Origin of the sequence: Paracoccus sp. ME4 (genome assembly GCF_046736325.1) — a bacterium.
GTDB lineage: Bacteria > Pseudomonadota > Alphaproteobacteria > Rhodobacterales > Rhodobacteraceae > Paracoccus.
On sequence record NZ_CP151277.1, the window covers coordinates 88257 to 110558 of the forward strand.

At 64.3% G+C, this 22302-nt stretch carries 24 protein-coding genes; 9 read left to right on the forward strand and 15 right to left on the reverse strand.

Annotated features, from left to right (window positions below; all coding sequences use genetic code 11):
- The first annotated feature begins 16 nt into the window (after positions 1–16).
- Genes AACG61_RS15995 through AACG61_RS16005 form a run of 3 tightly spaced genes read left to right on the forward strand, consistent with a single transcriptional unit; the run spans position 17 to position 1800 of the window.
- Positions 17–649, forward strand: coding sequence for a hypothetical protein (locus AACG61_RS15995; protein WP_411839956.1), 633 nt, complete (start codon positions 17–19; stop codon positions 647–649).
- Complete coding sequence (locus AACG61_RS16000; RefSeq protein ID WP_411839957.1) at positions 646–1443, forward strand: hypothetical protein; 798 nt, start codon at positions 646–648, stop codon at positions 1441–1443. The genes AACG61_RS15995 and AACG61_RS16000 overlap by 4 nt, the downstream gene beginning before the upstream one ends.
- Positions 1444–1467: 24 nt before the next feature.
- Positions 1468–1800 carry a hypothetical protein gene (locus AACG61_RS16005; RefSeq protein ID WP_411839958.1) on the forward strand — a complete coding sequence of 111 codons (333 nt, stop codon included), beginning with the start codon at positions 1468–1470 and terminating at the stop codon, positions 1798–1800.
- 158 nt (positions 1801–1958) lie between these two features.
- Here the strand turns inward: AACG61_RS16005 and tnpA are convergent, their stop codons facing one another.
- Positions 1959–2363, reverse strand: coding sequence for an IS200/IS605 family transposase (gene tnpA / locus AACG61_RS16010; protein ID WP_411839959.1), 405 nt, complete (start codon positions 2361–2363; stop codon positions 1959–1961).
- Positions 2364–2389: 26 nt separating this feature from the next.
- Between tnpA and AACG61_RS16015 the strand changes: the two genes are divergently transcribed.
- The 3 genes from AACG61_RS16015 to AACG61_RS16025 all read left to right on the forward strand — a co-directional run bounded on the left by AACG61_RS16015 (position 2390) and on the right by AACG61_RS16025 (position 5783).
- Positions 2390–3679: an RNA-guided endonuclease InsQ/TnpB family protein gene (locus AACG61_RS16015; RefSeq protein WP_411839758.1), complete on the forward strand. Its 1290-nt coding sequence runs from the start codon at positions 2390–2392 to the stop codon at positions 3677–3679.
- 474 nt (positions 3680–4153) lie between these two features.
- Positions 4154–4777 (forward strand): metallophosphoesterase, encoded by a 624-nt coding sequence (locus tag AACG61_RS16020; RefSeq protein ID WP_411839960.1) that lies wholly within the window; start codon positions 4154–4156, stop codon positions 4775–4777.
- A 133-nt stretch (positions 4778–4910) separates the two neighbouring features.
- Positions 4911–5783, forward strand: coding sequence for a metallophosphoesterase (locus tag AACG61_RS16025; protein ID WP_411839961.1), 873 nt, complete (start codon positions 4911–4913; stop codon positions 5781–5783).
- 1906 nt (positions 5784–7689) lie between these two features.
- Here AACG61_RS16025 and AACG61_RS16030 read toward each other — a convergent pair.
- The 7 genes from AACG61_RS16030 to AACG61_RS16060 form a co-directional block, all read right to left on the reverse strand.
- Positions 7690–8700 (reverse strand): ATP-grasp domain-containing protein, encoded by a 1011-nt coding sequence (locus AACG61_RS16030; RefSeq protein ID WP_411839962.1) that lies wholly within the window; start codon positions 8698–8700, stop codon positions 7690–7692.
- 21 nt (positions 8701–8721) lie between these two features.
- The gene (locus AACG61_RS16035; RefSeq protein WP_411839963.1) at positions 8722–9135 is read right to left on the reverse strand and encodes a hypothetical protein; all 414 of its coding nucleotides are present in this window, start codon (positions 9133–9135) and stop codon (positions 8722–8724) included.
- Positions 9123–9896: a hypothetical protein gene (locus AACG61_RS16040; protein WP_411839964.1), complete on the reverse strand. Its 774-nt coding sequence runs from the start codon at positions 9894–9896 to the stop codon at positions 9123–9125. The genes AACG61_RS16035 and AACG61_RS16040 overlap by 13 nt, the downstream gene beginning before the upstream one ends.
- A gap of 595 nt (positions 9897–10491) precedes the next feature.
- Positions 10492–10830 carry an H-NS family nucleoid-associated regulatory protein gene (locus AACG61_RS16045; protein ID WP_411839965.1) on the reverse strand — a complete coding sequence of 113 codons (339 nt, stop codon included), beginning with the start codon at positions 10828–10830 and terminating at the stop codon, positions 10492–10494.
- A 291-nt stretch (positions 10831–11121) separates the two neighbouring features.
- Positions 11122–13248, reverse strand: coding sequence for an NAD-dependent DNA ligase LigA (gene ligA / locus AACG61_RS16050; protein ID WP_411839966.1), 2127 nt, complete (start codon positions 13246–13248; stop codon positions 11122–11124).
- A gap of 106 nt (positions 13249–13354) precedes the next feature.
- Positions 13355–14323, reverse strand: a complete 969-nt coding sequence (locus tag AACG61_RS16055; RefSeq protein ID WP_411839967.1) for a hypothetical protein — start codon at positions 14321–14323, stop codon at positions 13355–13357.
- A 93-nt stretch (positions 14324–14416) separates the two neighbouring features.
- Complete coding sequence (locus tag AACG61_RS16060; RefSeq protein ID WP_411839968.1) at positions 14417–14977, reverse strand: hypothetical protein; 561 nt, start codon at positions 14975–14977, stop codon at positions 14417–14419.
- Positions 14978–15164: 187 nt separating this feature from the next.
- On the opposite strand from AACG61_RS16060, the gene AACG61_RS16065 reads away from it, so the two are divergent.
- Both AACG61_RS16065 and AACG61_RS16070 read left to right on the forward strand, forming a co-directional pair.
- Positions 15165–15767, forward strand: a complete 603-nt coding sequence (locus AACG61_RS16065) for a hypothetical protein (protein WP_411839969.1) — start codon at positions 15165–15167, stop codon at positions 15765–15767.
- Between the two features lie 174 nt (positions 15768–15941).
- Positions 15942–16280: a hypothetical protein gene (locus AACG61_RS16070; RefSeq protein ID WP_411839970.1), complete on the forward strand. Its 339-nt coding sequence runs from the start codon at positions 15942–15944 to the stop codon at positions 16278–16280.
- A 99-nt stretch (positions 16281–16379) separates the two neighbouring features.
- Here AACG61_RS16070 and AACG61_RS16075 read toward each other — a convergent pair whose 3' ends face one another.
- The 7 genes from AACG61_RS16075 to AACG61_RS16105 all read right to left on the reverse strand — a co-directional run bounded on the left by AACG61_RS16075 (position 16380) and on the right by AACG61_RS16105 (position 21582).
- Complete coding sequence (locus tag AACG61_RS16075) at positions 16380–16967, reverse strand: phage tail tip lysozyme (protein ID WP_411839971.1); 588 nt, start codon at positions 16965–16967, stop codon at positions 16380–16382.
- Positions 16968–17128: 161 nt separating this feature from the next.
- Positions 17129–18097, reverse strand: coding sequence for an MYG1 family protein (locus tag AACG61_RS16080; protein WP_411839972.1), 969 nt, complete (start codon positions 18095–18097; stop codon positions 17129–17131).
- Positions 18098–18105: 8 nt separating this feature from the next.
- Positions 18106–18648 (reverse strand): antitoxin Xre/MbcA/ParS toxin-binding domain-containing protein, encoded by a 543-nt coding sequence (locus AACG61_RS16085; protein ID WP_411839973.1) that lies wholly within the window; start codon positions 18646–18648, stop codon positions 18106–18108.
- A 56-nt stretch (positions 18649–18704) separates the two neighbouring features.
- A complete protein-coding gene (locus tag AACG61_RS16090) occupies positions 18705–19661 on the reverse strand; it encodes a hypothetical protein (protein WP_411839974.1) in 957 nt (318 codons plus the stop codon).
- A 43-nt stretch (positions 19662–19704) separates the two neighbouring features.
- Positions 19705–20442 (reverse strand): hypothetical protein, encoded by a 738-nt coding sequence (locus tag AACG61_RS16095; RefSeq protein WP_411839975.1) that lies wholly within the window; start codon positions 20440–20442, stop codon positions 19705–19707.
- Positions 20442–21077 carry an NUDIX domain-containing protein gene (locus AACG61_RS16100; RefSeq protein WP_411839976.1) on the reverse strand — a complete coding sequence of 212 codons (636 nt, stop codon included), beginning with the start codon at positions 21075–21077 and terminating at the stop codon, positions 20442–20444. The genes AACG61_RS16095 and AACG61_RS16100 overlap by 1 nt, the downstream gene beginning before the upstream one ends.
- A gap of 64 nt (positions 21078–21141) precedes the next feature.
- The gene (locus AACG61_RS16105) at positions 21142–21582 is read right to left on the reverse strand and encodes a hypothetical protein (protein ID WP_411839977.1); all 441 of its coding nucleotides are present in this window, start codon (positions 21580–21582) and stop codon (positions 21142–21144) included.
- Between the two features lie 180 nt (positions 21583–21762).
- Between AACG61_RS16105 and AACG61_RS16110 the strand changes: the two genes are divergently transcribed.
- Positions 21763–22248, forward strand: coding sequence for a hypothetical protein (locus tag AACG61_RS16110; protein ID WP_411839978.1), 486 nt, complete (start codon positions 21763–21765; stop codon positions 22246–22248).
- The last annotated feature ends 54 nt before the right edge of the window (positions 22249–22302 follow it).

The window sequence follows — 22302 nt, forward strand, 5'->3', positions numbered from 1 at the left end:
GACGATGGGAAACGTGATGGACAAGAAGGCCCTCAAGGCGCTCGAAATGAAGCTCTCGGACAACTGGACCGCGCTTGCAGTGCCCGGGCGTCTCGAGGCCGGCTGTGCGCCGCCCTTCAGCCTGGACACCTCATTCTACTACGATGGCGGCACCATCAGGTTGAATGTCGACGGGACCGAGCTGCTCTGCATCGAGCGCGAGGTCGAGTTCACGCGCATGGACATCACCATCCCGGAGAGCATGCAGGGGCGTTCCGCGAAGATCCTCGGCATCATGGACCAGCTTCTGGACCGTGCCATCCAGCGCGGCGTCGATGAGGCGGCCCTGGCCAGCAAGGCGAAGGCAGACAAGGTCTTCGACATTCTCGACGCGATGCCCGACCAGGTCGACACGCGGGACACGAAATGGGCCATCGCAGCGATCGGACATGTCGGTGAGGGCTTCAAGGCGGGTCCGTTCGACACGATCGACCAGGCCATGGGCCACGTCGGCTGCGACGTTGCGGTCGAGATCGATACCCGTGGCAGCAAGCCGCTCAGGGGCTTCACGATGCGCGATGGTGTTCTGACCTGGCACGATGCCGAAGCATGCCTCAGGCTCAGGCCCGAAGAGCCGTGCGGCGGCGACACGCAGGAGCCTTGCTGGTGAGCCGGGAGGAGTTCTCGCATCTCGACGGCCTGGTCCGGGACTGGCTGCAGGCCTCGACCGACCGGATCCGCCGGGACTGGAAAGATGGAAAGCATCAGCGTCGGGAGTGGGGCACCACCTCGATCGATCTGGCCATTGGCGAACGCGCGGTGTCCTTCCGCATCCGCAAGGGCCGATCCGATGGGGAGGATCCGGGTTTTTCGATGGATTCCTTCAAGGGTGAGCATCTCGACGCGCTGTGCGACGCGCTGCGCCGTGTCGCTCTGCAGCCGGTCTGGCCGATCAGGCTTCGCTTCGACCTCGACCAGGGCAGAAGCTGGCATCCGCTCGAGCTGAACGCGGCCGGACTGGCCGGCATTCTGCCACGCGGCGGCAGCTTCGGTCATATCGAGCGCGCCGGCCTAGACGAGATCGTCGAATCCGGACGCCTCATCTCGGGCCTCTGCCGCCCGAGCAACCGGCCCGTGCGGGCCTGGTCGACCCAGGACGACCTGGTCGGCGCGGCGCATGTCCACATCATGGGCATCCATGCCCGGACGGAGGCCGAGGCGCTCCTGAAGAAGCTCTGGTCCCATGACGGTGTCCAGGCGTTGCGCGACATCGCCGCCGGCAAGCCGCTGCCCGAGGGGCGCTGGATAACGGACCTGCACTTCATCGCAACGGATCTCGAGGATCTCGACACCCATCCGATGGGCCGGGTCATGACAGGCCGCGATGCGCTCGCCGAAATCGCCGAGGCGGTCCGGTTTCTGGACCCTGCGCCGGATGACGGGGACACGGGAATGTCTCCCTGATAAAATGGAATGGAGCCCCACGAGATGAGCGATGATGCGCGCGCGGCCCTGCAGTCCATCGTGGACATGTTCCACGAGGAGTTCCGGGGGCCATCCCCGGACGAGCTCCGGGAAGCGATCTCCACGGCCCATTGGGGCTTGAAGGGGATCGATCGGAAGTCGAATGCCTGGAACCCGTCGACGATCGAGTTCACGGATGACGAGGTCCGGGGCAGCCTCAGCACGCTCTGCGACTTCTTCACCGGCCCGCTCATGGGCGGCGCGCCGCGGCGGATCCTCGACATCGTCGAGAACGGGCGTCGCCACATCCAGCCCGAGCCGTCCGGGGATGAGGATGCAGGCCCCGCCCCGAACTGAGGCCGGGCACGTCCGACAATCTGACGCGGGCCGCCGGCCCGCGCACCAATCCTACCCGACCGCCTCGCGGCCGCAGACCAGGCGGATGACCAAATTCGTCGCGACAAGCCCCTTCCAAGCTGCCGCATTGGTGGGGGAGCCGGAGGCGAGCGACGTCTTCAGTCCGGGCGCGCCTGCGCCCGGACGTAATCCTTGACCGTCTCCAGGCTGGCCCCGCCGCAGCTGGTGACGAAGTAGCTGGGCGACCAGAGCGCCGGCCCGATCCGGCGCAGCGTCGGGAAGTCCCGCCGAAGGGAGCGGGAGATGTTCGTCTTGACCGCATTGGCCAGATCCGACACCGGCACGGAGGGCGGCAGCCGCAGCAGCAGGTGGATGTGGTCCGCCTCCGCCCCGAACTCGACCAGCGCGCCGCCGCGCGCCGCGCAGCGGGCCCGCGCCAGGGCCTCGGCCACCTCCAGCATCGGCCCGGTCAGAACCGGCCGGCGGCGCGTCGTCACCAGAACCATGTGGTAGCTGAGGCTGAACACGCAGTTTGCGGTATGGGAATATTCTTGCAATCTCATGCCAGAACCAATACCATTTTCGCATAATGCCCACAACCCGCACCATCAGCTTCCGCCTCTACCCCTCCAGGGCGCAGATCGCGCTCCTGGAGGCGAAGCATCGCATGCTGCGCGATCTGTGGAACGCCGCGCTCGAGGAGCGCATCGGCGCCTGGGCGCGGGGCGTGCGCATCGGCCGGTCCGATCAGGAGAAGAGCCTGCCGGCGATCCGCGCGGATGTGGGCGGATGGCGCGGCCTCGTCCACACCCATGAGGCGCAGCTGGTGCTCAAGCGGCTGGACCTGGCCTTCCAGGCCTTCTTCCGCCGCCTGGCCGCCGGCCAGCGCCCGGGCTTCCCGCGCTTCAGGAGCGCGGACCGCTTCCGCGGCTGGGGCTACAAGGAGCACGGCAACGGGTTCAGGGTCGAGATGCGCGAGGGCTGGCGCCATGGCCGGGTGCGGCTCTTCGGGGTGGGCGAGATGCGCATGCGCGGCCTGGCCCGCACGCCGGGCCGGATCCTCAAGGCGGATGTCGTCCGGGACGTGCGCGGCTGGCAGCTGAGCGTCGTGGTCGAGACGGATTGCGCGGTGCGCGCGCCGGCCACCGGCCCGGCGATCGGTCTCGACTGGGGCGTGGCGGAGTTCGCGACCATCGCGCAGGAGACGGAGGCCGGACCCCGCTTCGAGGCGGTGGCGAACCCGCGCCACCTGGATGCGGAGACGGAGGCGCTGCGCGAGCGGCAGCGCGGCCTCTCGGCGCTGGCCCGGTCGCGCAAGGTCAGCCGGGGCGCGCTGAGGAAGCGGCGCCGGGCTCTGGCCCGCCGGCACGCCAAGGTGGCCGCGCGGCGCAAGGACTTCCTGCATCAGCTGACCGCCCGCATCGCGGGCCGGCACCGGCTGATCGCGACCGAGACGCTCACCGTGCGGAACATGACCGCCTCGGCGCGCGGCACGCTCGAGGCGCCGGGCCGCAACGTGGCCCAGAAGGCCGGGCTGAACAGATCGATCCTGGACGCGGCCCCGGCCGCGTTCCTGAACATGCTCCGATACAAAGCGGCAGAGGCTGGTTCGGAGTTTCTCGAGGCGGACACGAGACGGCTGAAGCCGTCGCAGCGCTGTCCGGACTGCGGTGCGGTCCGGAAGAAGGCGCTGTCGGTCCGCCGTCATGACTGCGACGCCTGCGGGTGCAGCCATGGCCGCGACGAGGCGGCCGCGCTCACCCTGCTGCGTTGGGGGCTGGCCGAGGTGGCGGCGCGCATTGATGCACCCGACCTCGGCCCGCCTGGCAACGGTCACCCGGCCGGGACGGTCGGGGTCTCAGACGCGCAAGCGGCCTGAGACCGAAACCCCCTCCAAGCCACGGCATTGGTGGGGGAGGTTCATGTGGACCTCTTGAGGCTTCCGGACCTGCGGCTGCAGGCGCAGCATCACCCGGGCCGTTCCACCAGGTGTCGGGCATGTTCCCGATTGGCGCCCGTTCGCATCAGCATCGGGTGGAAGCTGCCCGGTGCGGCGCCGGACCGGCCCTCGAGCACGCCCGCAGCACGTCGCAGATCGCGGCGCGGTCGCCATCCACCCTGCCCACACCGTTCAGATTGTCCGGTCAGATCCTGCGCGGGTCCGAATGAGCGGCGAGCGATCCGGGAGCCGCGTCGAGGGCGTCCAGGAACGGCCGCAGAGCCGTAGAATAGCCGCCGGGCCGCCAACTCCATCTTCGGCCTTCCCGATGGCATCCAGGAGGCTCCTGCGGGCCGCTGCATGCGTTCACATTCTCGAGGCGGGCCGCCGCAAGCCCAAGATGGAAACACCGCTTTGAATGAGCAACGCAAGAGGTTATTGTATGCGAAAAACAAAGGTAAAATCATGGCAAACTGGTTCACGGCCGACACGCATTTCGGCCACGAGCGGATCATCGAGGCCTGCGCCAGGCCGCATGCCTCCCTTCTGGATATGGAGCGCGACCTTCTCGAGCGGATCAGGGCCCGGGTCGGCCCGGACGACGACCTCTGGGTCATCGGCGACTTCTCGATCGGCAAGCTTGCTCACCAGCACAGGGCGCGGGTGGCCGGGCTCTTTGCGGAAATCCCCGGACGCCGGCACCTGATCGTGGGAAACCACGATCGCGAATGGGTGCAGGAGCTGGCCTGGGACAGCAAGGCGGACCTGGCCGACATCCAGACCGAGGAGGGCAGGGCCTTCCTTTGCCATTATCCGCTGATCACCTTCCCCGGCGCGCGCCGCAGCACGCTGCACCTCTTCGGGCACGTGCATCACAATTGGGCCGGCAGCCGTCACGCGGTCAATGTCGGGGTCGATCAATTCGGCTTTCGACCGGTCTCGATTTCGGAGGCGAGAGCGCGGGCGCTGGAATTGCCGGTAAATGCGCATTGGCACCAGGTCGAGCCATGGGACCGGCCGTCCGGAATTGCGGATTGATATGTCGAAGCCCGCATTTCGAAATTCATAAAGAATCGATTTTGCCGTGATTATTGCCGTGCCCTGATATTCGGGCATGAAAATTAACCCGTCCTTTTGCGAAATGAAAATACCGACTGCTTAAATCAGCAATATGGAATCCCTCGAAATGAATAAAGAACTCCTTGTCATGTCGGACCTTCACATGGACCTCTGGGGCGCCGCGCGGCGTGACCCGTTCGACAGCGAGGCGGGCGAAAGGCTTGCGGATCTCGAGGCGCTGGTCATTGCCGGAGATCTCACCAACAAGCCGAAGGTGCGGTGGCCACATGCGCTGGAGGCAATCGGCCGGCGGATCGACCTGTCGCGCGTCTGGGTCATGCCCGGCAATCACGACTACTACGACTTCCGCATCGATGGAGAGGACCGGCTCGCGCAGATCGCCGAGAAGGCCGGCGCCCACTTCGCTCAGCAGGCCGAGCTTCGCTTCGGCGACACCCGCCTCCTCTGCTGCACGCTCTGGACCGATCTTGCACTTCATGGCGACCAGGCGCAGGGCATGGCGATGGCACGCCGCCGGATGAACGACTACCGCTACATCCGCATGGCCGGCAACGGCTACGGCAGAATGGACCCGAAAGATACGGTCCGCATTCATGATGCCCATCGGGACTGGCTCGCGGCGCGGCTGGCGGAGCCCTTCGACGGACGCAGCATCGCGGTCACGCATCACGCTCCCCACCCGGGCTCCGTTGCGCAGGTGACCGGCGATGACAGTGACGACGAGGACGAGACCGCACCGGCCTATGCCTCCGATCTGCGCGGCCTGATCGAGGCCGGCGCGCCGGACGTCTGGTTTCACGGTCACACGCATGCCGGGCCCGCGCTCGACCATGGGCGCACCCGGATCAGAAATGTGGCGCTCGGATACCCGGATCAGGTCGAGCCCGGTCGTGAGGCGGAGCGACTGCTTCGGGGGCTCGTCGAGATCCGGCCAGAGCCGGCGCTCCCGTATCCGACCATGTGAAAAGGATGGCCGATGATCGGCGCCGGGGAAACGAAGAACAGAGAAGGCGGCGTCCAAAATCGAGAGGCAGGAACTCCTTTCCCCCGAAGACAGAAGAGGCCTGTCCGGCGGCTGCCGACCCGGCCCCTCGGGGCCTCGTCGGATCATTTCAGCAACCTCGGGATGGTCGTGACAGAGCCATGGTGGATGTCGTTTTTTGACCATGGAGATCGCGGCGGTCCGGGGCAGATCAAGGGCTCATCCCGAGCCGGACCACCGACCGTCAGTCTGAACATCTCAGGCCGGAGAGTTGCTCCGCACACCGGTTGTGCGGATCGGATCGCCCGTCGATTTCGCTCGGATCGCGACGGGCCATTATCTCCGAATGGGGCAGGTCTCCGGCCCATGTCAGATGCGCGACCGTGATGGAGGAGAATGCCGCGGCGATCGATTTCAAAGCCGCCGTAGGCGACCACCGCAACGAACGGCGGGGCACGGCCGGCTCTCTGGATGAGCGGATCGGATGCCGGATCTCCCCGAGCACATGAAGCTTTCCCTCGCCACAGAGGAGACGTCGCGCATTCGACCGACGGACGCGCGGGTCGGAATCCCGTGCCTGTCCTTAGGGTCGCTGCCCACGCCTGGAAGGACGCGTCTCATTGCGGGGGGACGAACCATTCGAGGGAAGGGCGGTCGAAGCGAAAGGACCAATGAGAGGCATGTTCTTGGTGTCGGATGGCATGTGCGTCTTGGATGATCCCGGTCGTCTGGATGGACGTGAACCTGGTGGGCTGAGGGGCCGTGAACGGGTGGGTTAAACGGTGAAATTGTCGATCATGGAGACGGGTCGATGCTGGTGGGCGATCATAGAACCGGGATGCCGCGTGGATGAAAGAAGGCATGGACGGTGGCGGGATGTCATCATCTCGGGTGCTGCTCGAACCGGTCCGATCGGTCCTGGCATGAGCATCGCCCATCTGATGCATTCCTGCAGATGATCACAGGCCTTGGGTCTTACATGGCGGGACATGAGTGGCGGGTTTGGGCTCTGTCATGGGGTCTGACTGAGGGTATGGATCTCGCGCAGCATCATTTTAGTATTTCCGAGCTGGTTCTGGATGCTCGTCATGGGCGGGAAATCCGACAGGATGTAGGCGGCCTCGAATAAGTATGTAGCATCTCCTCGCCCCATATTATCGAAAGGAGTAGCATGGGAGGGCAGGGCGGTCCGGCGCGGGCGGCAGCCCCCTTGTGGACGCGAATGCTGTCGGTCTGCGGGACATCCGCGTGACCATTTCCGGGTCTCCCGACCGGTCAGGACGCGCACCGACAGACCGGGCCCGCCGCGCCACGATCCGCCGGCACGCGGCCAGGCCCGATAAGAACCGGGGTCACGCGGAGCTTCGTGGCACCTCCGATGGAGGACCGGCCGGCATGTCCTGCTATCAGGCAATGCGGAAAACTCGTTATATTTAATGAGTATTGCGTATCATTGCGCCACGATTACCATGAAATAAAAGGAAAACGGCATGCAGGCCCATCGTCTGCCTGCGGTCGGGCCGGCATGTCGCCAAGCAGGGGCCGGGCCTGATCCATCACCCAATACGATTTTGCTGAGCCCCGCGGAGCGTCGCCTGGAGGGCAGACGCCCGATAAGGGTGACCTCGCCTCGGCGCGAGGGGTGCCAGGTCGCGTCGCTTCCGACGGGTGGGTCATGGCGATGCTCCAGCCCGGTAACCATCGCGCCTCGGGTCTTGTCCGCACCCGGCTGTGCGGGCAGCCCGTTGCGCGACCACGGACCGGTCCACCCCTCGTTCTCGCAGCGGGCATGACATCGGGATGCGGATAAACTATTGCGGCCCCTGAAAGCGCCAAGGCCGGCACGCGGGCGGCCGAGGGCTCGGCAAGCGGGATTGACCGACGCGGCTCAGGCCGCCACCGGCACCTCCTGGAGGCGCACGATCGTTCCGTCCGCGACCGGCGGGATCTGTCCTTCGGGGCGAAGGTTGAGGGCAAGGGCCACGTCCCAGGCAGGCAGAAGGACGCCGCCCAGGCACGACATCTGCATGCCACCGGACATGCGCGGATTGATCTCGAGGACGAACTGGTTGCCCTCCGCATCCTCGCGCGTCTGCATGTTGCAGATGCCGTTCAGGCCGAACTGCGACACCAGGGTCTCGGCATGGTCGAGCGCCGCACCGTCCGCTTCCAGGAGCTGGAAGCCATCATGCTTGACCCGGGAGATCCCGGTGATCAGCCGGCCGTCACGGGCCAGGAAATCGACCGACCGCTCCACGCCGGGCAGGTAACGCATGACCATCATGTCCCGGCTGAAAGGGGCACGCGAGAGCATTCCCCTGAGCTGTTCGAGACCCATCTCGTAGAAGCGGTTGCCGAGGATCAGCTCCTCTTCGCGGGCATCCTCGACCAGCTGACGGAAACCGGATCCGAAGATTCCGGTGACCGGCTTGATGCACAGTCCGTCCGGCGCATTGCCGTCCCGGCGCAGGATCTCAGCTGCCTCTTCGAACTCCTCGAGGGTCCTGAAAGCCTCGAAAGCAGGGGTCGGAATGTCGAGCTTCTCGAGCTTCAGTCCGAACAGGTCCTTGCGGTCCAAGAGCTTTGACACCTCCGGCGAGGCGCTCATGTGGAGGCGAATGCCGGCCGCCTCGAAGGCGTCCCTTTCCGGCCAGAGCTGCATCAGTCCCCGCTGCACGATGATCAGGTCGATGTCGTTTTCAGACGCCTTTTCCATGACCCATTCCGCGTAGTTCGCGGTGCTGGGCGGCTCCTGCAGGAAGATGTCCGAGACGCCACGGACCGGGCTGTCGGGGGAGCTGTGCGAGCCGACGAGAGTGATGTCCTCACCGTAGGCGCGGCGGAGGATCCGCATCGCATCAGCCGTGTTGGAGAGGCCCTTCGTATACCAGACTTTCATGTTGACCTTCGAGAAATGGGGTTAGGGCGCCCGATATCGGGCGAGCGCCGAGGCCGTTGCGGCCGGTTTGAAATCTGCGTTGGCGCCCTGTCGGACGGCCCTGCCGTCCTGGGAGGGCATGTCGGACCACCGCTTCATGTCGACCAGCGCGCGACGGTATCCGAGGCTCATGGCGGCATGCACCAGGCACCATACCAGCGCCGCGAGAACAGCGAGCCTGGCGGCGGTCAGCAGGACGCTCAGCATGCGCCGCAGCATGCGGGATGGTCGGGGCGCTCGAGGCCGCGCTTCCGCCATGGCCGACTGGCGGCCTTCGAGAAAGCCGAGGCGCCACATGATCTCCTCGGATCGTTCGGTCACGTAGTGCGGGACGAGCACTGTCGGCTGTCCGCGGGTGGAGGATCGATCAGCCTCAACGGGTCTCAATTTGAGCATGAATTTGCATTTCGCATTTGCATCGCAACGGTGACCATGGAGCACAGATGGCGCATGTCATCGGGGCGCAATGCAGGCATCCCCGGCCATGGCGGGGCGGCCCGTTCGACACCTGCCTCCATGAGTGCCGACCAGCCGCGCCGCTGCGCTCCATTCAGTTCCGTGGCCGCACAGAAGGTGACGATCCTCGACACGGGACCGCAGATGTCCCGCCCGGCCTGATCAGGTAGCGGCTCCCTGCGGCAGAACCACAGACCTGCCCGCGTCGCGACGACGAAACGGGCCTCGATACCGGCCAGGTTTGCCGCAGCGCACCATCCGATCGCGGGCATGCACAACCGGATCTGCTCCGGAAGATCCCTCACCCCAGCGCGCTGGCTCAATCTCTTGAGGATGTGAAGGTCGATCATGGATTCGAGGCGCTCATCGACCCCGATACGGGGAGCGGAGGGATCGAGATCGAACTGCGCGCTCACGACGCCCACGCCCTTGTAGAGCGATGCCGACCGCATCGTGCTGATGTATCCGACGAGACCTGAGCGGCATTCTTCGTCATGGGCGTAACCGATCGCGTTCTTGCCGAACGCCGCGTGGATGCGGCGCATGGCGTCCTGCCGCGACATGCGGCTTCCGGTATGGGCCCGAAGCCCCTGGATGCTATGCAGCGACTGCCGCTCAATGCGTTCGATACCGTCCCGCGCCAATTGCGTGGCCGCGGCGTGGCCCATGGTTCCTGACTGTTTGACGGCGGACTGGCGCATGACATAATCTCCTTGGCTCACCCCTCCAGACAGTGAAATGCCAAGGTTCGGTGCGCAACGGGACCTGCTGCGACCTCTGCATGCCTTGGCTTCAATCCGGAAGACGGGAACTCCACGCAGTCAGAATAGGCATTCTCTGATGGGGTGGTCAATAATGTTTTTCGCATATCTTTGTTAGAATTGCGGTCCACTCAATCGCTGACGATCGGGCCGGCCAGAGGCATCGGCAGTGCGCAGACTATCTGAGGATGCCATCGAGCAGTCCGGCATGGCGCCGCTTGCCTCGGCGCGCAACGCGCTGCCCTGACCGCCGGATCTCGACGAAGCTCGGTTTTCCGATCAAACGGCGCCCGTTTCCGCAGCCCGGGAAAGAGCAAGCTGCAAGGTGATTTTCGTCTCAAGCCTTCGGATCACCGGGGTAGATCCTCCGCGATTTCGCCGTAATGTGACGCGCATGCTGATGGCGACGGGCCAGGCCTTTGTGGATGAGCTTGCCACGGGGAAGCACCTGGAACTTTCAATATTCGCACATCAAGGTCGTCATATGGTTTCCCACCAGATGGGCGCAATGGCGGGGGGTTACCCCGCCAGCCGTTCAATCCTTGATGAGCATGTCATTCTTGTCCAGACCGTCTTCGATGGCCTGGGTGAACCAGGCCGGCTTGCGACCCCTTCCGGTCCAGATCTGCGAGGCATCCTTCGGGTTGCGGTATCGACTTGCGACGGGCCGCGGTTTACGGACCTTGGTGAACTTCCGTGCATTGGTGATATCGTCGAGCGTCATGCCGTGCTTCTTGGCGACCGCCTCGATCTCCTCCAGTGCAATGCGCATCTGGCGCTTGGCGTATCCATCAATGGCGGCATCGACCTGACGCCTGATCTTTTTTAGATCGGCGACATCCAATGCATCCAACTCGACGTCAGAAATAGTCATCCCCACACCTCATATGTTTGGCCCGTAAATAATGGCAGCTTGATATGGCCATGGCAATGAATCATCAAGACGAATAATGACCCATCAATTATCGATGCGTCATCGCCCTGAATATCGGAAAAATATGTGGAGCGGTTGCGATCATTATCGCCGTATGATGCAGTTCAGTAACACGCTTGGATTTGCGAATTAAAGTCAGATTTTAATGGCGTGGAGAATTCGCGCCGGGGCGATCCTTGAGTATCCGCATCTGGACAAGCCGGTGGCCCGCGCCTGGCGGGCCACCTGGCATCAGGATTCGATGAGATCGAAGAACTCCTGCTCCGAGATGACCCGGATGCCGAGGTCCCTGGCCTTGGCCAGCTTCGATCCCGCGCCCGGGCCGGCAACGACCAGGCTGGTCTTTGCGGAGACGGATCCCGAGGCCTTCGCGCCATGGCGCTCGGCGATTTCCTTGACCTCGTTTCGTCCGATGCGTTCGAGACCCCCGGTGAAGACGATGGTCATGCCGGCGACAGCCCCGACGGTCTTCGGGGCCTCCATGGCCGTGACCGTCATTTCGGATGCCAGCGCCTCGATGCGCGAGAGATCCCCTTTGCGGCTGAAGGCCAATGCGAGGTAGCGGGCGGCTTCGGGCCCGATCCCCTCAACCCCGATGGTTTCGCGCGCCACGATCGACCAGGCCTCGGTCTCCATCTTCTGCGCGCTTGCACCGGATGCGGCCATGGCCTTGGCCACGCGGATGCCTGCCAGGGAATGATCGAGGCACAGCCCCTCCATCACCCCTGCGAAGCGCTCCCAGGTCAGGAACGCATTGGCCAGGTCCCGCGCGGTGTTCTGCCCGACACGGCGGATGCCCAGCGCGCAGATCACCCGCGACAGCGGCCGGGTGCGGGCCGCCTCGATCGAGGTCAGCAGTCGTGCCGCGCTCTGCACGCCCCAGCCCTCGCGGGCCGCAAGACCGTCGACTCCCAAACTGTCCTTCAGGCGGAAGATGTCGGCCGGCTCGGAGATCAGGCCGGCCTCGCAAAGCTCGATGACCGCCTCCGCGCCCATGCCGTCGATATCCAATGCGGGTTTCGAAACCAGGTGCTTGAGGCGCTCGACGATCTGGTCGGGGCAGGTCAGCCCTCCCGAGCAATAGGTCACGGACTTGTCCGTGATGGCCAAGGCGCCGCAGCTGGGGCAGCGGTCGGGGAACTCGTAGGCACGGCTCGTCCCGGGGCGTTTGGTGATATCGACCGCGCCGACCTTCGGGATCACGTCGCCCGCCCGATAGATCTCCACCCAGTCGCCCTCGCGCAGATCGACCCCGCCGCGGATCTCGCTCCCATCGGAACTGCGGCCACGGATGTAGTCGAGGTTGTGCAGTGTCGCGTTGGATACGAGCACCCCGCCCACCGTGACCGGCTGGAGGCGGGCGACCGGCGACAATGCACCGGTGCGGCCCACCTGGATCTCGATGGCCTCGAGCCTGGTCCAGGCCTTCTCGGCCGGAAACTTGTGTGCCACCGCCCACCGGGGCGTGGTCGAACGGAAGCCGAGCCGCTCCTGGACAGCCAGATCGTCCACCTTGTAGACGACCCCATCGATATCATAGCCCAGTCCCGCACGAGCCTGCTGGATGACCTGGTAATGGGCATCGAGATCCGCTGCGCCCTTGCAGATCTTCAGGAGTGGGTTCACCTTGAACCCCAGCATCTCGATCAGCTTCATCGCGCCGAACTGCGTCTCCGATAGCGAGCTTTCCACCTCACCCCAGCCATAGGCGAAGAAGGAGAGGCTGCGCGCTCGAGTGATCGACGGATCGAGCTGGCGCATCGAGCCAGCGGCCGCGTTGCGGGGGTTTGCGAAGGCCCGGCCCTTGCCGGCTGCGGCATCCGCATTCAGGTCGGCAAAGACCGCATGGGACATGTAGACCTCGCCGCGGACCTCGATGAGATCCGGAGCCCAGGAAGGCAGCTTCTGAGGAATATCCGTGATCTCTCGCGCATTGAGGGTGACATCCTCACCGACCGCCCCGTCGCCCCGGGTGGCCGCATGGACCAGAAGCCCGTTCACGTAACGCAGGCTCAGCGCCAGACCGTCGATCTTCGGCTCCGCCAGGATGTCCTGCTCCGCGCCGACGCTCGCGACGAACTCCGTGACATCCACCGTGTCGAAGGCATTGGCCAGCGAGAGCATGGGGAGAGCATGTGTGATCCGGCCGAAGCCCTCCGCCAGCGGGCCGCCGACCTTGTCGAGCGGACTGCCGTCCCCGGAGGCAAGATCCGGGCGGGCGTCCAGGAGCCTCGCCAGCTCACCACGCATCGCGTCGTAATCCGCATCCGAGATGGTCGGCGCATCGTCGCGGTGATAGTCGATGTTCGCCTGTGTGATGCGGGAGACGAGCTCATCGTAGCGGGACTGTTCGGTCATGCGGAAATCCTGGAATGATTATGCGAATAATTATATATCACACAGCATTTCAGAGCAAGATCGCGTTTCCTTTTTGCACAGTCAGGGCCTGCAATGTCGGGGGCTATCAGCCCGGAGAAGGTCCGTCGCCTGCGGGATCGTTCCGAGAAGAGAGGGCGGCCACGTCATGACCGATCTTCGCGACCTCCCGCCGGAGTGACGCGATCAGTTCTTCCTGTGCTTCCAGGCGGCGCCTCTGCTCCGCGATATGCTCGTCCTGGTCGCGAAGCCTTTCGTCCTTCTCGGCGATCTGCGCCTTGAGGTCCGTTCCTGCATCCTTCAGCGCGATGAAATGGGCCATGAGCGTATCCGCCATTCCCTGCGCCACGTGCTTCGGCATCGAGCCCTCCTGGAATCCATCGGTGAGCTTTTCATGCAGGGCATGATGCTTCTTCGGATCACCCGTCAGCGCATCCGGGACCCCGTCCCGCAGGACATCGTAGACCGGGGGGATGGCAGGCTCCGGCATGCCGCGGATCCTGCGGATGGCCCCGGCGATGCCGCCGTTGATCCTGGCGAAGGCGCTCGCTGCAGCATTTGCGCAGGTGCTCAGAGCCTTGATCGTCTTCTTGGCCGCGAAACCGGTCACGGCCAGCGGCACGATCGTCGTGCCGATGAAGGAGAGAGCGGCGGAAGAGTATTTCTCGATGAAGGAGCCTGCGCTTCCGAAAGGAGCGCCGAGCTTCTTGCCGAAGTAATCGGCCCACTGCTGGATCGTGTCGCCGCCAGGCAGGCCGCTGAAGAAATCGCTCAGGGCCTTGAAAGGATGCATCCGGTCCTCCGCGAATGCCTGCCACTCGGTTCGGGCGATCTCCTTCGCCATCTCGAAGAACTCATTCGTCGCACGGGACAGCTCGTCGATGCCGTCTGCCGTGAAGCGCAGAAACTCGATCATCGCCGCCCTGCTGTCTCCTGACATGGCGAGGTCGATGGACCGACTGGCGGTGTCCCAGTCCCCGAAGGCGGACATGGCCACGCCGAACATGCCGGTGCCCACGATGGTCCCGTGCATCCCGTAGTGGAACAGGTTCTGCATCAGGGTCCGGGTCCGGAAATCGTTTCTGGTCTTTCGCCAGTCCAAGGCGAGTGGTGATGCGCGCTCCATCCAAGACCTCCCGTGTGGTAGGGGTCAAGATAACGCGGACCGAAGAAAATCCATACCGAACGCGCCCGCCCAGAAAACCCCGATGCCCGCACCCAGGGTAATGACGCAGCGCTGAAAGACGGGTCCTGTCCGTCCGTCATGTCCGATGATCCGGACCAGGTAGAGGGTCAGCGCCGGAATGCAGTAGAACAGGGCCAGGCCGAGTGGCCTGCCGAGGAGGTTGACCCCGACCTGGGCCAGGCTGAGCGAAAAGATCAGGGCAGGGACCAGTGCGGCCGCCGAATGGGTCGTTGCCATGATCCGGGCGCGATCCGAATGCGCCCCAGGCGCTTCGCCCGGGGGCGGGAGGGACATGAACATTTCACGGAACCTGCAGCGGAAGATGCCCAGGCAATCGCCGATCGCAAGCGGGAGCGGGAACAGCAGGAGCAGGATCATCAAGCCGCCGAAGATGCGATGAGCCATGGAACTGCTGTCCAGGATATCGGGAAGATGGAGCTCGAGGATCGCCGCATAAATCAGCGAGAGCATGGCGCCCGCGGCAAGAATGGACGCAAGGGCCCGTTTGTCGTGGAGAGCAGTCATCGCGCATTCCGTCTATTGTTATTCGCTTATTACTATTTCCATGTCCCCATGGCAAGTCTACCGCATCGTTGCCTGCCGGTCGCATCGCGAGGGGGGATTTTCACTCTCAGCGATTAGGATGGTCGTGACGCAAACGAGAGACGCCGACATGTATCCGAAAACACAACATATACTTCCGCCCCACCAGATGAGGCTGATCGAGTATCTCGGCGTGGCCAACCTCATCTCGGAGGAGCAGGAGGCCCGTGTCAGCCGCTACTTCAAGGGCTCGATCGAGGAACTGCTTTCGCGCAGCGTCGATGAGCACGCCAACTGGGCTGAGTTGCCCGGTCATCCCGGAATCGAATTCTCCATTGACGGGCATCACAATGCCGGCCTGCGGGAGGCCGGGGGAGACAGGCTTATCGGAGGCTACATCTACATCCTTCCCTATCTGGATCCGGACTATCGCGGCCGCGGCCTGATGGCCGCGCTCCATAAGGAGGCGGACCTGGTCAGCCAGCGCTTCACCACCGCAAATTACACGATGGACGGGCTGCAGGCCCGTGCCCGCACCCATGCGCTCCATGTCGAGGATGCGATCGACGAGGGCCTGCATGTCCCCGACGAGGTTATGGCGGACTACACCATCGTTTCCGGGCGGGCGCTGCTTACGAACGAGCTTACCCGCGAACGGTTCTGGGAGGAGCGCGTCCGCGACGGTGAAATCCTCAGATCGCGGCTGGAGGCACGTGCCGAACGGCTCGGCATCCTGTCGGCCCAACCCGATCCCGGGCCCGCGCCGGCATGACCCTGCGTCACGTGCGAGGGCGACCACTGGACACCCATGAGGATCGTGATAAAATGCGAAAATATTTATGACAGGATTTGCCTCATGTCTGTTCAGGGTCTCGTTCTTCGTGATGGTCGTCAAGGCGGCCCCTATGAGGGTCGCATCTTCGTCTCTGTCCGTCCGGCTTCACGGATGGCGCGGCTGGTGCTCAGGGAGCTGGGCGCGGAACAGCGTGGCACATCCTACATGCTTCCGCCCGCAACGGACAGCCGGGCGGTGGAGCGCCTGCGCGAAGCGGCGGCCGCGGATCTCCGCGCTCTGTCCGGTCTGGACCGGGATGAGTGGGAGGTCGGCTGCACGATGATCGAAATCCGTCTCCTCCTGGCCAGCGGACGGAGCGGCGCGCGCGACGCGGCCCGCAAACGGATCGATCAGATGAGCCTGCCTCAACGCCTGATCCTGGCCCGTCGCATGCACAAGGTTCATTCCGGCGATGGACGACCCCGGGAGGCGGAGACGATCGCTGCCTGATTTCGCTGGCATCCGCAGTGGGAGGCCCTGACGCTGATCGACGACGCATGTGACGACCAGATATTCATCATCATATGGTCGCATATTCACATCGGTCCTTCAGCAGGGAGCCGGGCCGTTCCTGCCGGTCGTCGCCACCCGGGAAAGGCAGGCCGCCCCGTCGAAGTCACCGGCCAGGTAGGTTTCGGCGAACTGGATCCTGCGGCTGAGATTGGCCGTCCTGGCGGACGGCCGAAGGAACTCCTTCATGAAGATCAACGTGCTCCCGTCGACCTCCGCCTCGCGACGGATCCTCTCCAGCATCGCCTCGTATTCGGCGCTGCTGAGCTCGCGGGCGAGAAAGCCGTAGTTTGCCGCATAACTCGTCGGCCCGCCATTCCGGCTTGCAAAGCGATCGAATGCCTTCTTGCGGGAACCACACCACTGGGAATAGCCGAAACAGCTGCCGCCGATCTGCTTGAGCATCGTGAAGTTGCCGGATTCATGCGCCAGATTGCCGGCGATGCCCGCGGCCTGATGTTCGGTCAGGCCGAAGTCCTGCTGCAGATCCACGATGAGCCGTTCAGGCACAGTGACGGCTTTGGGCACGGTGACGGTTTCGGGCTCGTAGGAGGTCTCGGAGCGTGCCTGGCAGCCCATCAACAAAAGTGATGCCGCAAGCGCGGCCGTAACGAATTTCAAACGCATATGTCAATTCGGGCGTTTGCTAAATCCGCCCTTGCCTCGTGGTTGTCTGGTCGGCCGGATAATGACCGACGACGGCACGAATTTCCATATATGCGAAAATACATGGGCAAATTTCCGCCCAAGCCTTCGTCCGAGGGGAACCCTGATGGCCGAGAAACGGATCAGGGGTTGGGGCTGGGGTCCTGCGCCGGCTCCAGAGCGCCGAGCGCCAGGCGCGCGAGATCATGCGCGGCCTCCCGTGTCGTCGCTGCCGCGAAGAACAGGGCGCTGTGGCAGAAGGTGGCACCCTCGACGCCGGTCGCCTCCCGGAGATCGGCGCCGGACAGTCCGCCCCATGCGGCGGGCAGGTCGACCAGGTTGTCGTAGCTGCCCGCGCATCTGCGACCGACGGTGAGGCCGTAACCACCCGAGGAGCTCGGCTGCACGATCATCAGCACGTGGCGGGCCTCAAGGGCGTCGATGACGGCCTGCGCATCACCGGGCGATTTCAGGACCAGGATCGGATCGCCCCAGTTCTGTCTGATTTCCGTTTCGATCTCGGCCCGCGACCGGATAGCCGCCTCGAGATCGACGACACGCGCCGAGAGCATCGCATCGACGAGAGAGACCGCCGAGCTGAACGCATCGCGGGCCCTGCGTTCGGCTTGTTCCTCGCCGACATCCGGATCGAAGGGCGGGTTCATTGTGTCGATCAGCTCCGGAAGGGAGATGCCCGCAACGGACCCCATCTGCGCAGGCGAGAGCCTGCCGGTATCGACCATGTCGATCGGCCGGACCATCCGCTCGTCGATGCGCTCGTGGATGTCTCGCAACACGGTCTGGTCCGCATCAGCGATGAGGCAGCGAAGATAATCCTGGCCGAGATGCTTCCAGACAAGGCCGAAAGAGGAGTAGGGGGTGCCGTCCTCGCGCTCCGGAGCGTCCCGCATGTGGTGATCGAAGCGTCCGCGCGTGGGTTCGTATCGGCGCCCGACATCGAAGATGATCGCCTCGTCCTGCAGGCGATCCATCAGCCCGTCGTCCCGTGTCCGGATGAGCGTTGCGTCGCGGTGGATGCAGGACAGGACGGCGGCCGCGCAGACATCGTCCGCGTGAAAGCGGCCGGAGTGGGTGATGATGAACCTGATCATGGACCGCCTCAGATCGGAAATTGACGAGATGCGAGATAGGCGATGATCTCCGCTCCGGTCTCGCGGCGGGTCAGCAGCCGTGCCGGGATCCCGCCCAGCGCGGTGTTCGGGTTGTGCAGCCACCGGACCGCGGTCCCGAGGTCGTGGCCCAGGCCGGTCCAGAGCGCCCGAATGATCTGCAGCAGCTCGCGGTCAGGGCAGATCGCCTCCCGCAGGCCGGCCTCGCTGCGCAGTAACGAGGCGGCGGTCTCCTCCGGCAGCTCGCCGATCAGCGCGGAATGCACCAGCAGACGATGCCCGCCAAGGCCGGTGGCGTCCAGGCCGTGAGCGTCGCAGCCGCGCAGCGGGCAAAGCAGCCAGCTGGCCGGCGGTGACCACCATTTATGGCGACAGCGACGGCAGACATGAAGATGCGCGAGACGGCCTCCACCGCTGCAGGGCTCCTCGTGGACCACACTGGCCCGGGCCCAGCAGCGCGGGCAGGTCTCGAAGCTGTCGGGCGCCATGTCCATCAGATCGACACCGATCCCGTCATCCGAACTCTTTGCCATGCCGTCCTCCACGAAATCCCCGGCAATTGTAGATTCGTAGTAATTTTTTCGCAACTTCATATCTCTGGGAAGATTGCGGTTTCCCTGCTCAAATCGAAGCCCCTTTCGGCCATGAGCGCCAGGAAATCGGCCTCGAGATTTTCTCGCCCATCCTTGTAGTTGACCAGGATGACATCCGGGACGATCCGCGCCACGTGCCGATCGCTGGTCTCTGCCTGGATTCCGGAATTGCTTAACCCCTCCGCGAGGTCGAGCCGCATGATGACCGCGTTGGGATAGGTCCGGATATAGGCATCCTCGTAGACGACAGAGTCCACGAGGACCCGCTCAGCGCCCAGATGGGACCAGTGCGCGAGTTCGCGGCCGATGGTGCTGTCGAGACCCAACCTTCTTGCCATGAACTGTCCAAGACGCTCCATGAGGAACCGGGAGGTGTGCGGCCTTCCCGTCTCGATGTCGACGGGGAGGACGCCCTCCGGGGCTGGCAGATCCTTCAGGGCCCCGTCCGTCATGGCCATGGCCTGTTCCTCGGTGGCGCCGCGGGAGACGTAGTAGCCGCGCAGCATCGCCTTGCCCGGATTGAAGGGATGGACGCGGGTGAACTCCATCTCCTCAAGGATCTCGCACAGGAAGGACTTTCCCGCGCCGCGCCCGCCGGTCAGTCCGAGGACGAGCGTGTCGGATGCCTCGGCCGGACCTGCCTGGGACGCAAAGCCATCACCATCCGATCCGAAGACGGCGTAGGGGTCGGTGCTGCCCCAGCCCCAGGCATCGAATCCGCCCGGCAGCTCACGGGTGAACTCGGCAAGATGCTCGTGCAGCTCCCAGCTGGTGTAGCGCAGGCCGCAGGCCTCGTTCATCGGCATCCAGTCGGGACGGTCCCTCTCGATGTCGTAGCTCCCCGCATCCTGGCCGGAGGCATAGGCGATCGCCTCGTGGCGCGAAGCGCCGCACCACTCGAAATACCGGGCCATTGCCTCGGTCGGGAAGATGTTGTCGTTGCGACGTTCCATGCCGATCGGATCCTCATGAGATATCCGACGATCATCATGCAATTTAGGGAAATTCGCAAATGACATCCAAGCATATACGGTCAGGGATCGATGTCGCCCCTGTCACATGCCAGAACCCCGAATGGCAATCCATTCGGTAGCGGACCCCCCCGGAACGGACGATGGCATTGCCGCAATCGTCACCGCCTACATACTCCTCGACGACGCGGTCGGCCCCCATCCCATCCTGGAACACCTCGCCGATAACCGGCTCGAAGAGCTTCGGAAGATCCCCACCGTGCCAGCTCTGCATCACGTCGCGAGGCCGGATGGTCACCGCACCTGCCGCGTTGCGCACGATGACCTCCCGCTCGGGAAGGACGTAATTCGTCCACTGGCAGAACCCGCCGCAATCCATGCCGAGATGCCGTCCGAGCATTTCGACATCCACCGCGATGTCCTCTGCCGCGAAGTCCCGCCGCAGCAGGAGGACCGCGCCATCCGCATGCTGCTCCGCGCGTATGCGCATCAGCATGCGGATGGCGAGATCGGAACGCGACCAGCAATCATGGCTCCGCGGGGCGAGCAGGACATCCTCGCCACGCTGAAGCTTCTTATGGTCCTCCACCCCGACGGTCAGGCACCTGAAGAGCCTGAGCGGGGCAGGGTGCCGCCCCTCCGGCGGGCAGATGCGATCGAGACGTGCAAGCGCTTCGATATGCGATGCCTCAAGCCTGCCTGCCCCCAGATGGGCCGAAAGGGCCTCCAGGATCTCGCGGTGCGGGGCAGGACGGGACGTCATCACATCCCGGGCTCTGCGGCGTCCGCCGCCTTTCGGGGAAACAGGCCGCCGAGGATCGAGATCTCGAGCCGCATCATCAGCGCGGCGAGATGGCCGTTGGCGGGAGTATTCATGCACAAGGCCAGGACATCCTGGCGGGGCAGAACATGGCGCCAGGTCTGTTCCGCCTCCCCGTCGACGCCGAACTGCCGCCCCGGCTCGATGCCCGACAGATCCGCGCGCGCCACGAACATGGTCACCCGCTCGCTGGTGCCGCCAGGCGAGGGCAGGGTGGTGAAGCCGGGCAAAAGATCCGCCTCGCAAATTTCGACGCCGGCCTCTTCCATGGCCTCACGGATGACGGTCTCCTCGGGGCTGCAGCCCTCCTCGATGACGCCTGCGATCGGCCCCAGCGTAAAGGAATCCTCGCCGCTGAAGCCGGCGGCCAGATATCCGATGCGGAATTCCTCCACGGTCAGCACCGCATCCATTTCAGGGTCGTAGAGCAGGACCGCTGCGGCGTTGCCGCGCTCGAAGTTCTCGCGGACCATGCGGAACTTGCGGCCATCCGCCTCCTGCTCCAGCTCGTAGCGATCGATCTTGAAGTGGCCGTCATAGGCCCGCTCACGACCGAGGATCCTGATCGTCTTCGTCATTCCGGAGCCTTTCCCTTGATTAGACCGCAGCATAGCAGGTCTTTGGCCTGCTGCAATATTCGCATCAGCCGTAGCTGGGTTCCTGCCGGATGTCGGACAGATCCGCCTCGAAGGGGTCATCCACGCTCTTCACCACGGGCTCGGCTCCGGCGTCCCACATGCGATCCGCTGCCCGGATGCCGATGTTCAGGGCAAGTTCGAGCGTCGAAAGGGCCTCTTGTCTGGTGATGAGTGGATGCAGACGCATGTGAGGTCTCGACGGCGCTCCCGAGCCACTGCGGTTCTCGTCGAAGACCGCCGCCTGTCGTCCATGAAGCGTAAGCGAAAGCCGGTATCGACCCTCATCCGTATTGCCGGGCTCAATTGCCCAGCCTCCTCCGAGGTCCTGCCTCACGAGGTGCTGCATGGCGCGATAAAATCGACTGCCTTCCTCCATGCCCTCATGCTCGTGGGCGCCGGGGCGCTCGGGCTGGATCCGAAGTTCGCCTTCGATATCGATATGCATGACAGGTCCCCTCATGACATTTCGCAAATCCTATCATCCCGTCATGAAAATTCGGACCGCGTCTTACGGGTTGAAGCTCCACAACCTTGGGGCGAGATTCCTGTGCCCTGACCTAAGTGAAGGATTGAGAACATAAAAAGAACATGCTACCTGCGAAATCCTGACAACGGAGTTTGATACATGGCATTGATCCTGCGTATGGTCGCGGGTTTTGGCACCTTCCCTGACGGTCGTCTGCGCGCCGGCCCGTTCGATGTGCCTGGCCCGGGTCGCCTTTACCAGCAGATGGACCGCTTCGGGCTTCGGCCCGGGGCCAGCGGCACCGTGGGCATGGTCTCTGAGACCGCCGAAGGCATCATGCTTTCCGCAACGGGGGAGGGCGTCTTCGGTTACATGCTCGATACGGAGGCTCTCGAGGCGAGCCGCACCGATCTGGAGGATTTCCTCATCGCCACAATCCGGCCGGGGCGTCGCTGGTCGATGGCGGGTCATTGGTGTCCGGATCCCGATCGAATGATCCGAAGCGAAGCGATCGCCTGGCATGACGGTATGGAGGTCTTCTGGCAGGAAACTCGTGAGATCCTGCATCGGGATGGACGGCTGGAGACGATCAGTCGCAGCCGTCCCGCGATCATCTCGCAGGCCCCCCGGCACCGGATGGCCTGAGCAGAGCGATGACCCGTCCGGCAGGGTCGCAACATGCGGCGCATGCCGCGCGCC

Excerpts from the sequence above, each read along its gene's own strand:
- AACG61_RS16060 (WP_411839968.1), bottom strand. The coding sequence starts at position 14,977 with ATGACTGCTCTCCACGACAAACGGGCCCTTGCGTCCATTCTTGCCGCG.
- AACG61_RS16075 (WP_411839971.1), bottom strand. The coding sequence starts at position 16,967 with ATGCGTTTGAAATTCGTTACGGCCGCGCTTGCGGCATCACTTTTGTTG.
- AACG61_RS16100 (WP_411839976.1), bottom strand. The coding sequence starts at position 21,077 with ATGACGAAGACGATCAGGATCCTCGGTCGTGAGCGGGCCTATGACGGC.
- AACG61_RS16110 (WP_411839978.1), top strand. The coding sequence starts at position 21,763 with ATGGCATTGATCCTGCGTATGGTCGCGGGTTTTGGCACCTTCCCTGAC.
- tnpA (WP_411839959.1), bottom strand. The coding sequence starts at position 2,363 with ATGAGATTGCAAGAATATTCCCATACCGCAAACTGCGTGTTCAGCCTC.
- AACG61_RS16080 (WP_411839972.1), bottom strand. The coding sequence starts at position 18,097 with ATGATCAGGTTCATCATCACCCACTCCGGCCGCTTTCACGCGGACGAT.
- AACG61_RS16005 (WP_411839958.1), top strand. The coding sequence starts at position 1,468 with ATGAGCGATGATGCGCGCGCGGCCCTGCAGTCCATCGTGGACATGTTC.
- AACG61_RS16090 (WP_411839974.1), bottom strand. The coding sequence starts at position 19,661 with ATGGAACGTCGCAACGACAACATCTTCCCGACCGAGGCAATGGCCCGG.
- AACG61_RS16095 (WP_411839975.1), bottom strand. The coding sequence starts at position 20,442 with ATGACGTCCCGTCCTGCCCCGCACCGCGAGATCCTGGAGGCCCTTTCG.
- AACG61_RS16015 (WP_411839758.1), top strand. The coding sequence starts at position 2,390 with ATGCCCACAACCCGCACCATCAGCTTCCGCCTCTACCCCTCCAGGGCG.
- AACG61_RS16035 (WP_411839963.1), bottom strand. The coding sequence starts at position 9,135 with ATGCTCAAATTGAGACCCGTTGAGGCTGATCGATCCTCCACCCGCGGA.
- AACG61_RS16070 (WP_411839970.1), top strand. The coding sequence starts at position 15,942 with ATGGCGCGGCTGGTGCTCAGGGAGCTGGGCGCGGAACAGCGTGGCACA.
- AACG61_RS15995 (WP_411839956.1), top strand. The coding sequence starts at position 17 with ATGGACAAGAAGGCCCTCAAGGCGCTCGAAATGAAGCTCTCGGACAAC.
- AACG61_RS16065 (WP_411839969.1), top strand. The coding sequence starts at position 15,165 with ATGAGGCTGATCGAGTATCTCGGCGTGGCCAACCTCATCTCGGAGGAG.
- AACG61_RS16030 (WP_411839962.1), bottom strand. The coding sequence starts at position 8,700 with ATGAAAGTCTGGTATACGAAGGGCCTCTCCAACACGGCTGATGCGATG.
- AACG61_RS16025 (WP_411839961.1), top strand. The coding sequence starts at position 4,911 with ATGGAATCCCTCGAAATGAATAAAGAACTCCTTGTCATGTCGGACCTT.
- AACG61_RS16040 (WP_411839964.1), bottom strand. The coding sequence starts at position 9,896 with ATGCGCCAGTCCGCCGTCAAACAGTCAGGAACCATGGGCCACGCCGCG.
- AACG61_RS16055 (WP_411839967.1), bottom strand. The coding sequence starts at position 14,323 with ATGCAGAACCTGTTCCACTACGGGATGCACGGGACCATCGTGGGCACC.
- ligA (WP_411839966.1), bottom strand. The coding sequence starts at position 13,248 with ATGACCGAACAGTCCCGCTACGATGAGCTCGTCTCCCGCATCACACAG.
- AACG61_RS16045 (WP_411839965.1), bottom strand. The coding sequence starts at position 10,830 with ATGACTATTTCTGACGTCGAGTTGGATGCATTGGATGTCGCCGATCTA.
- AACG61_RS16105 (WP_411839977.1), bottom strand. The coding sequence starts at position 21,582 with ATGCATATCGATATCGAAGGCGAACTTCGGATCCAGCCCGAGCGCCCC.
- AACG61_RS16085 (WP_411839973.1), bottom strand. The coding sequence starts at position 18,648 with ATGGCAAAGAGTTCGGATGACGGGATCGGTGTCGATCTGATGGACATG.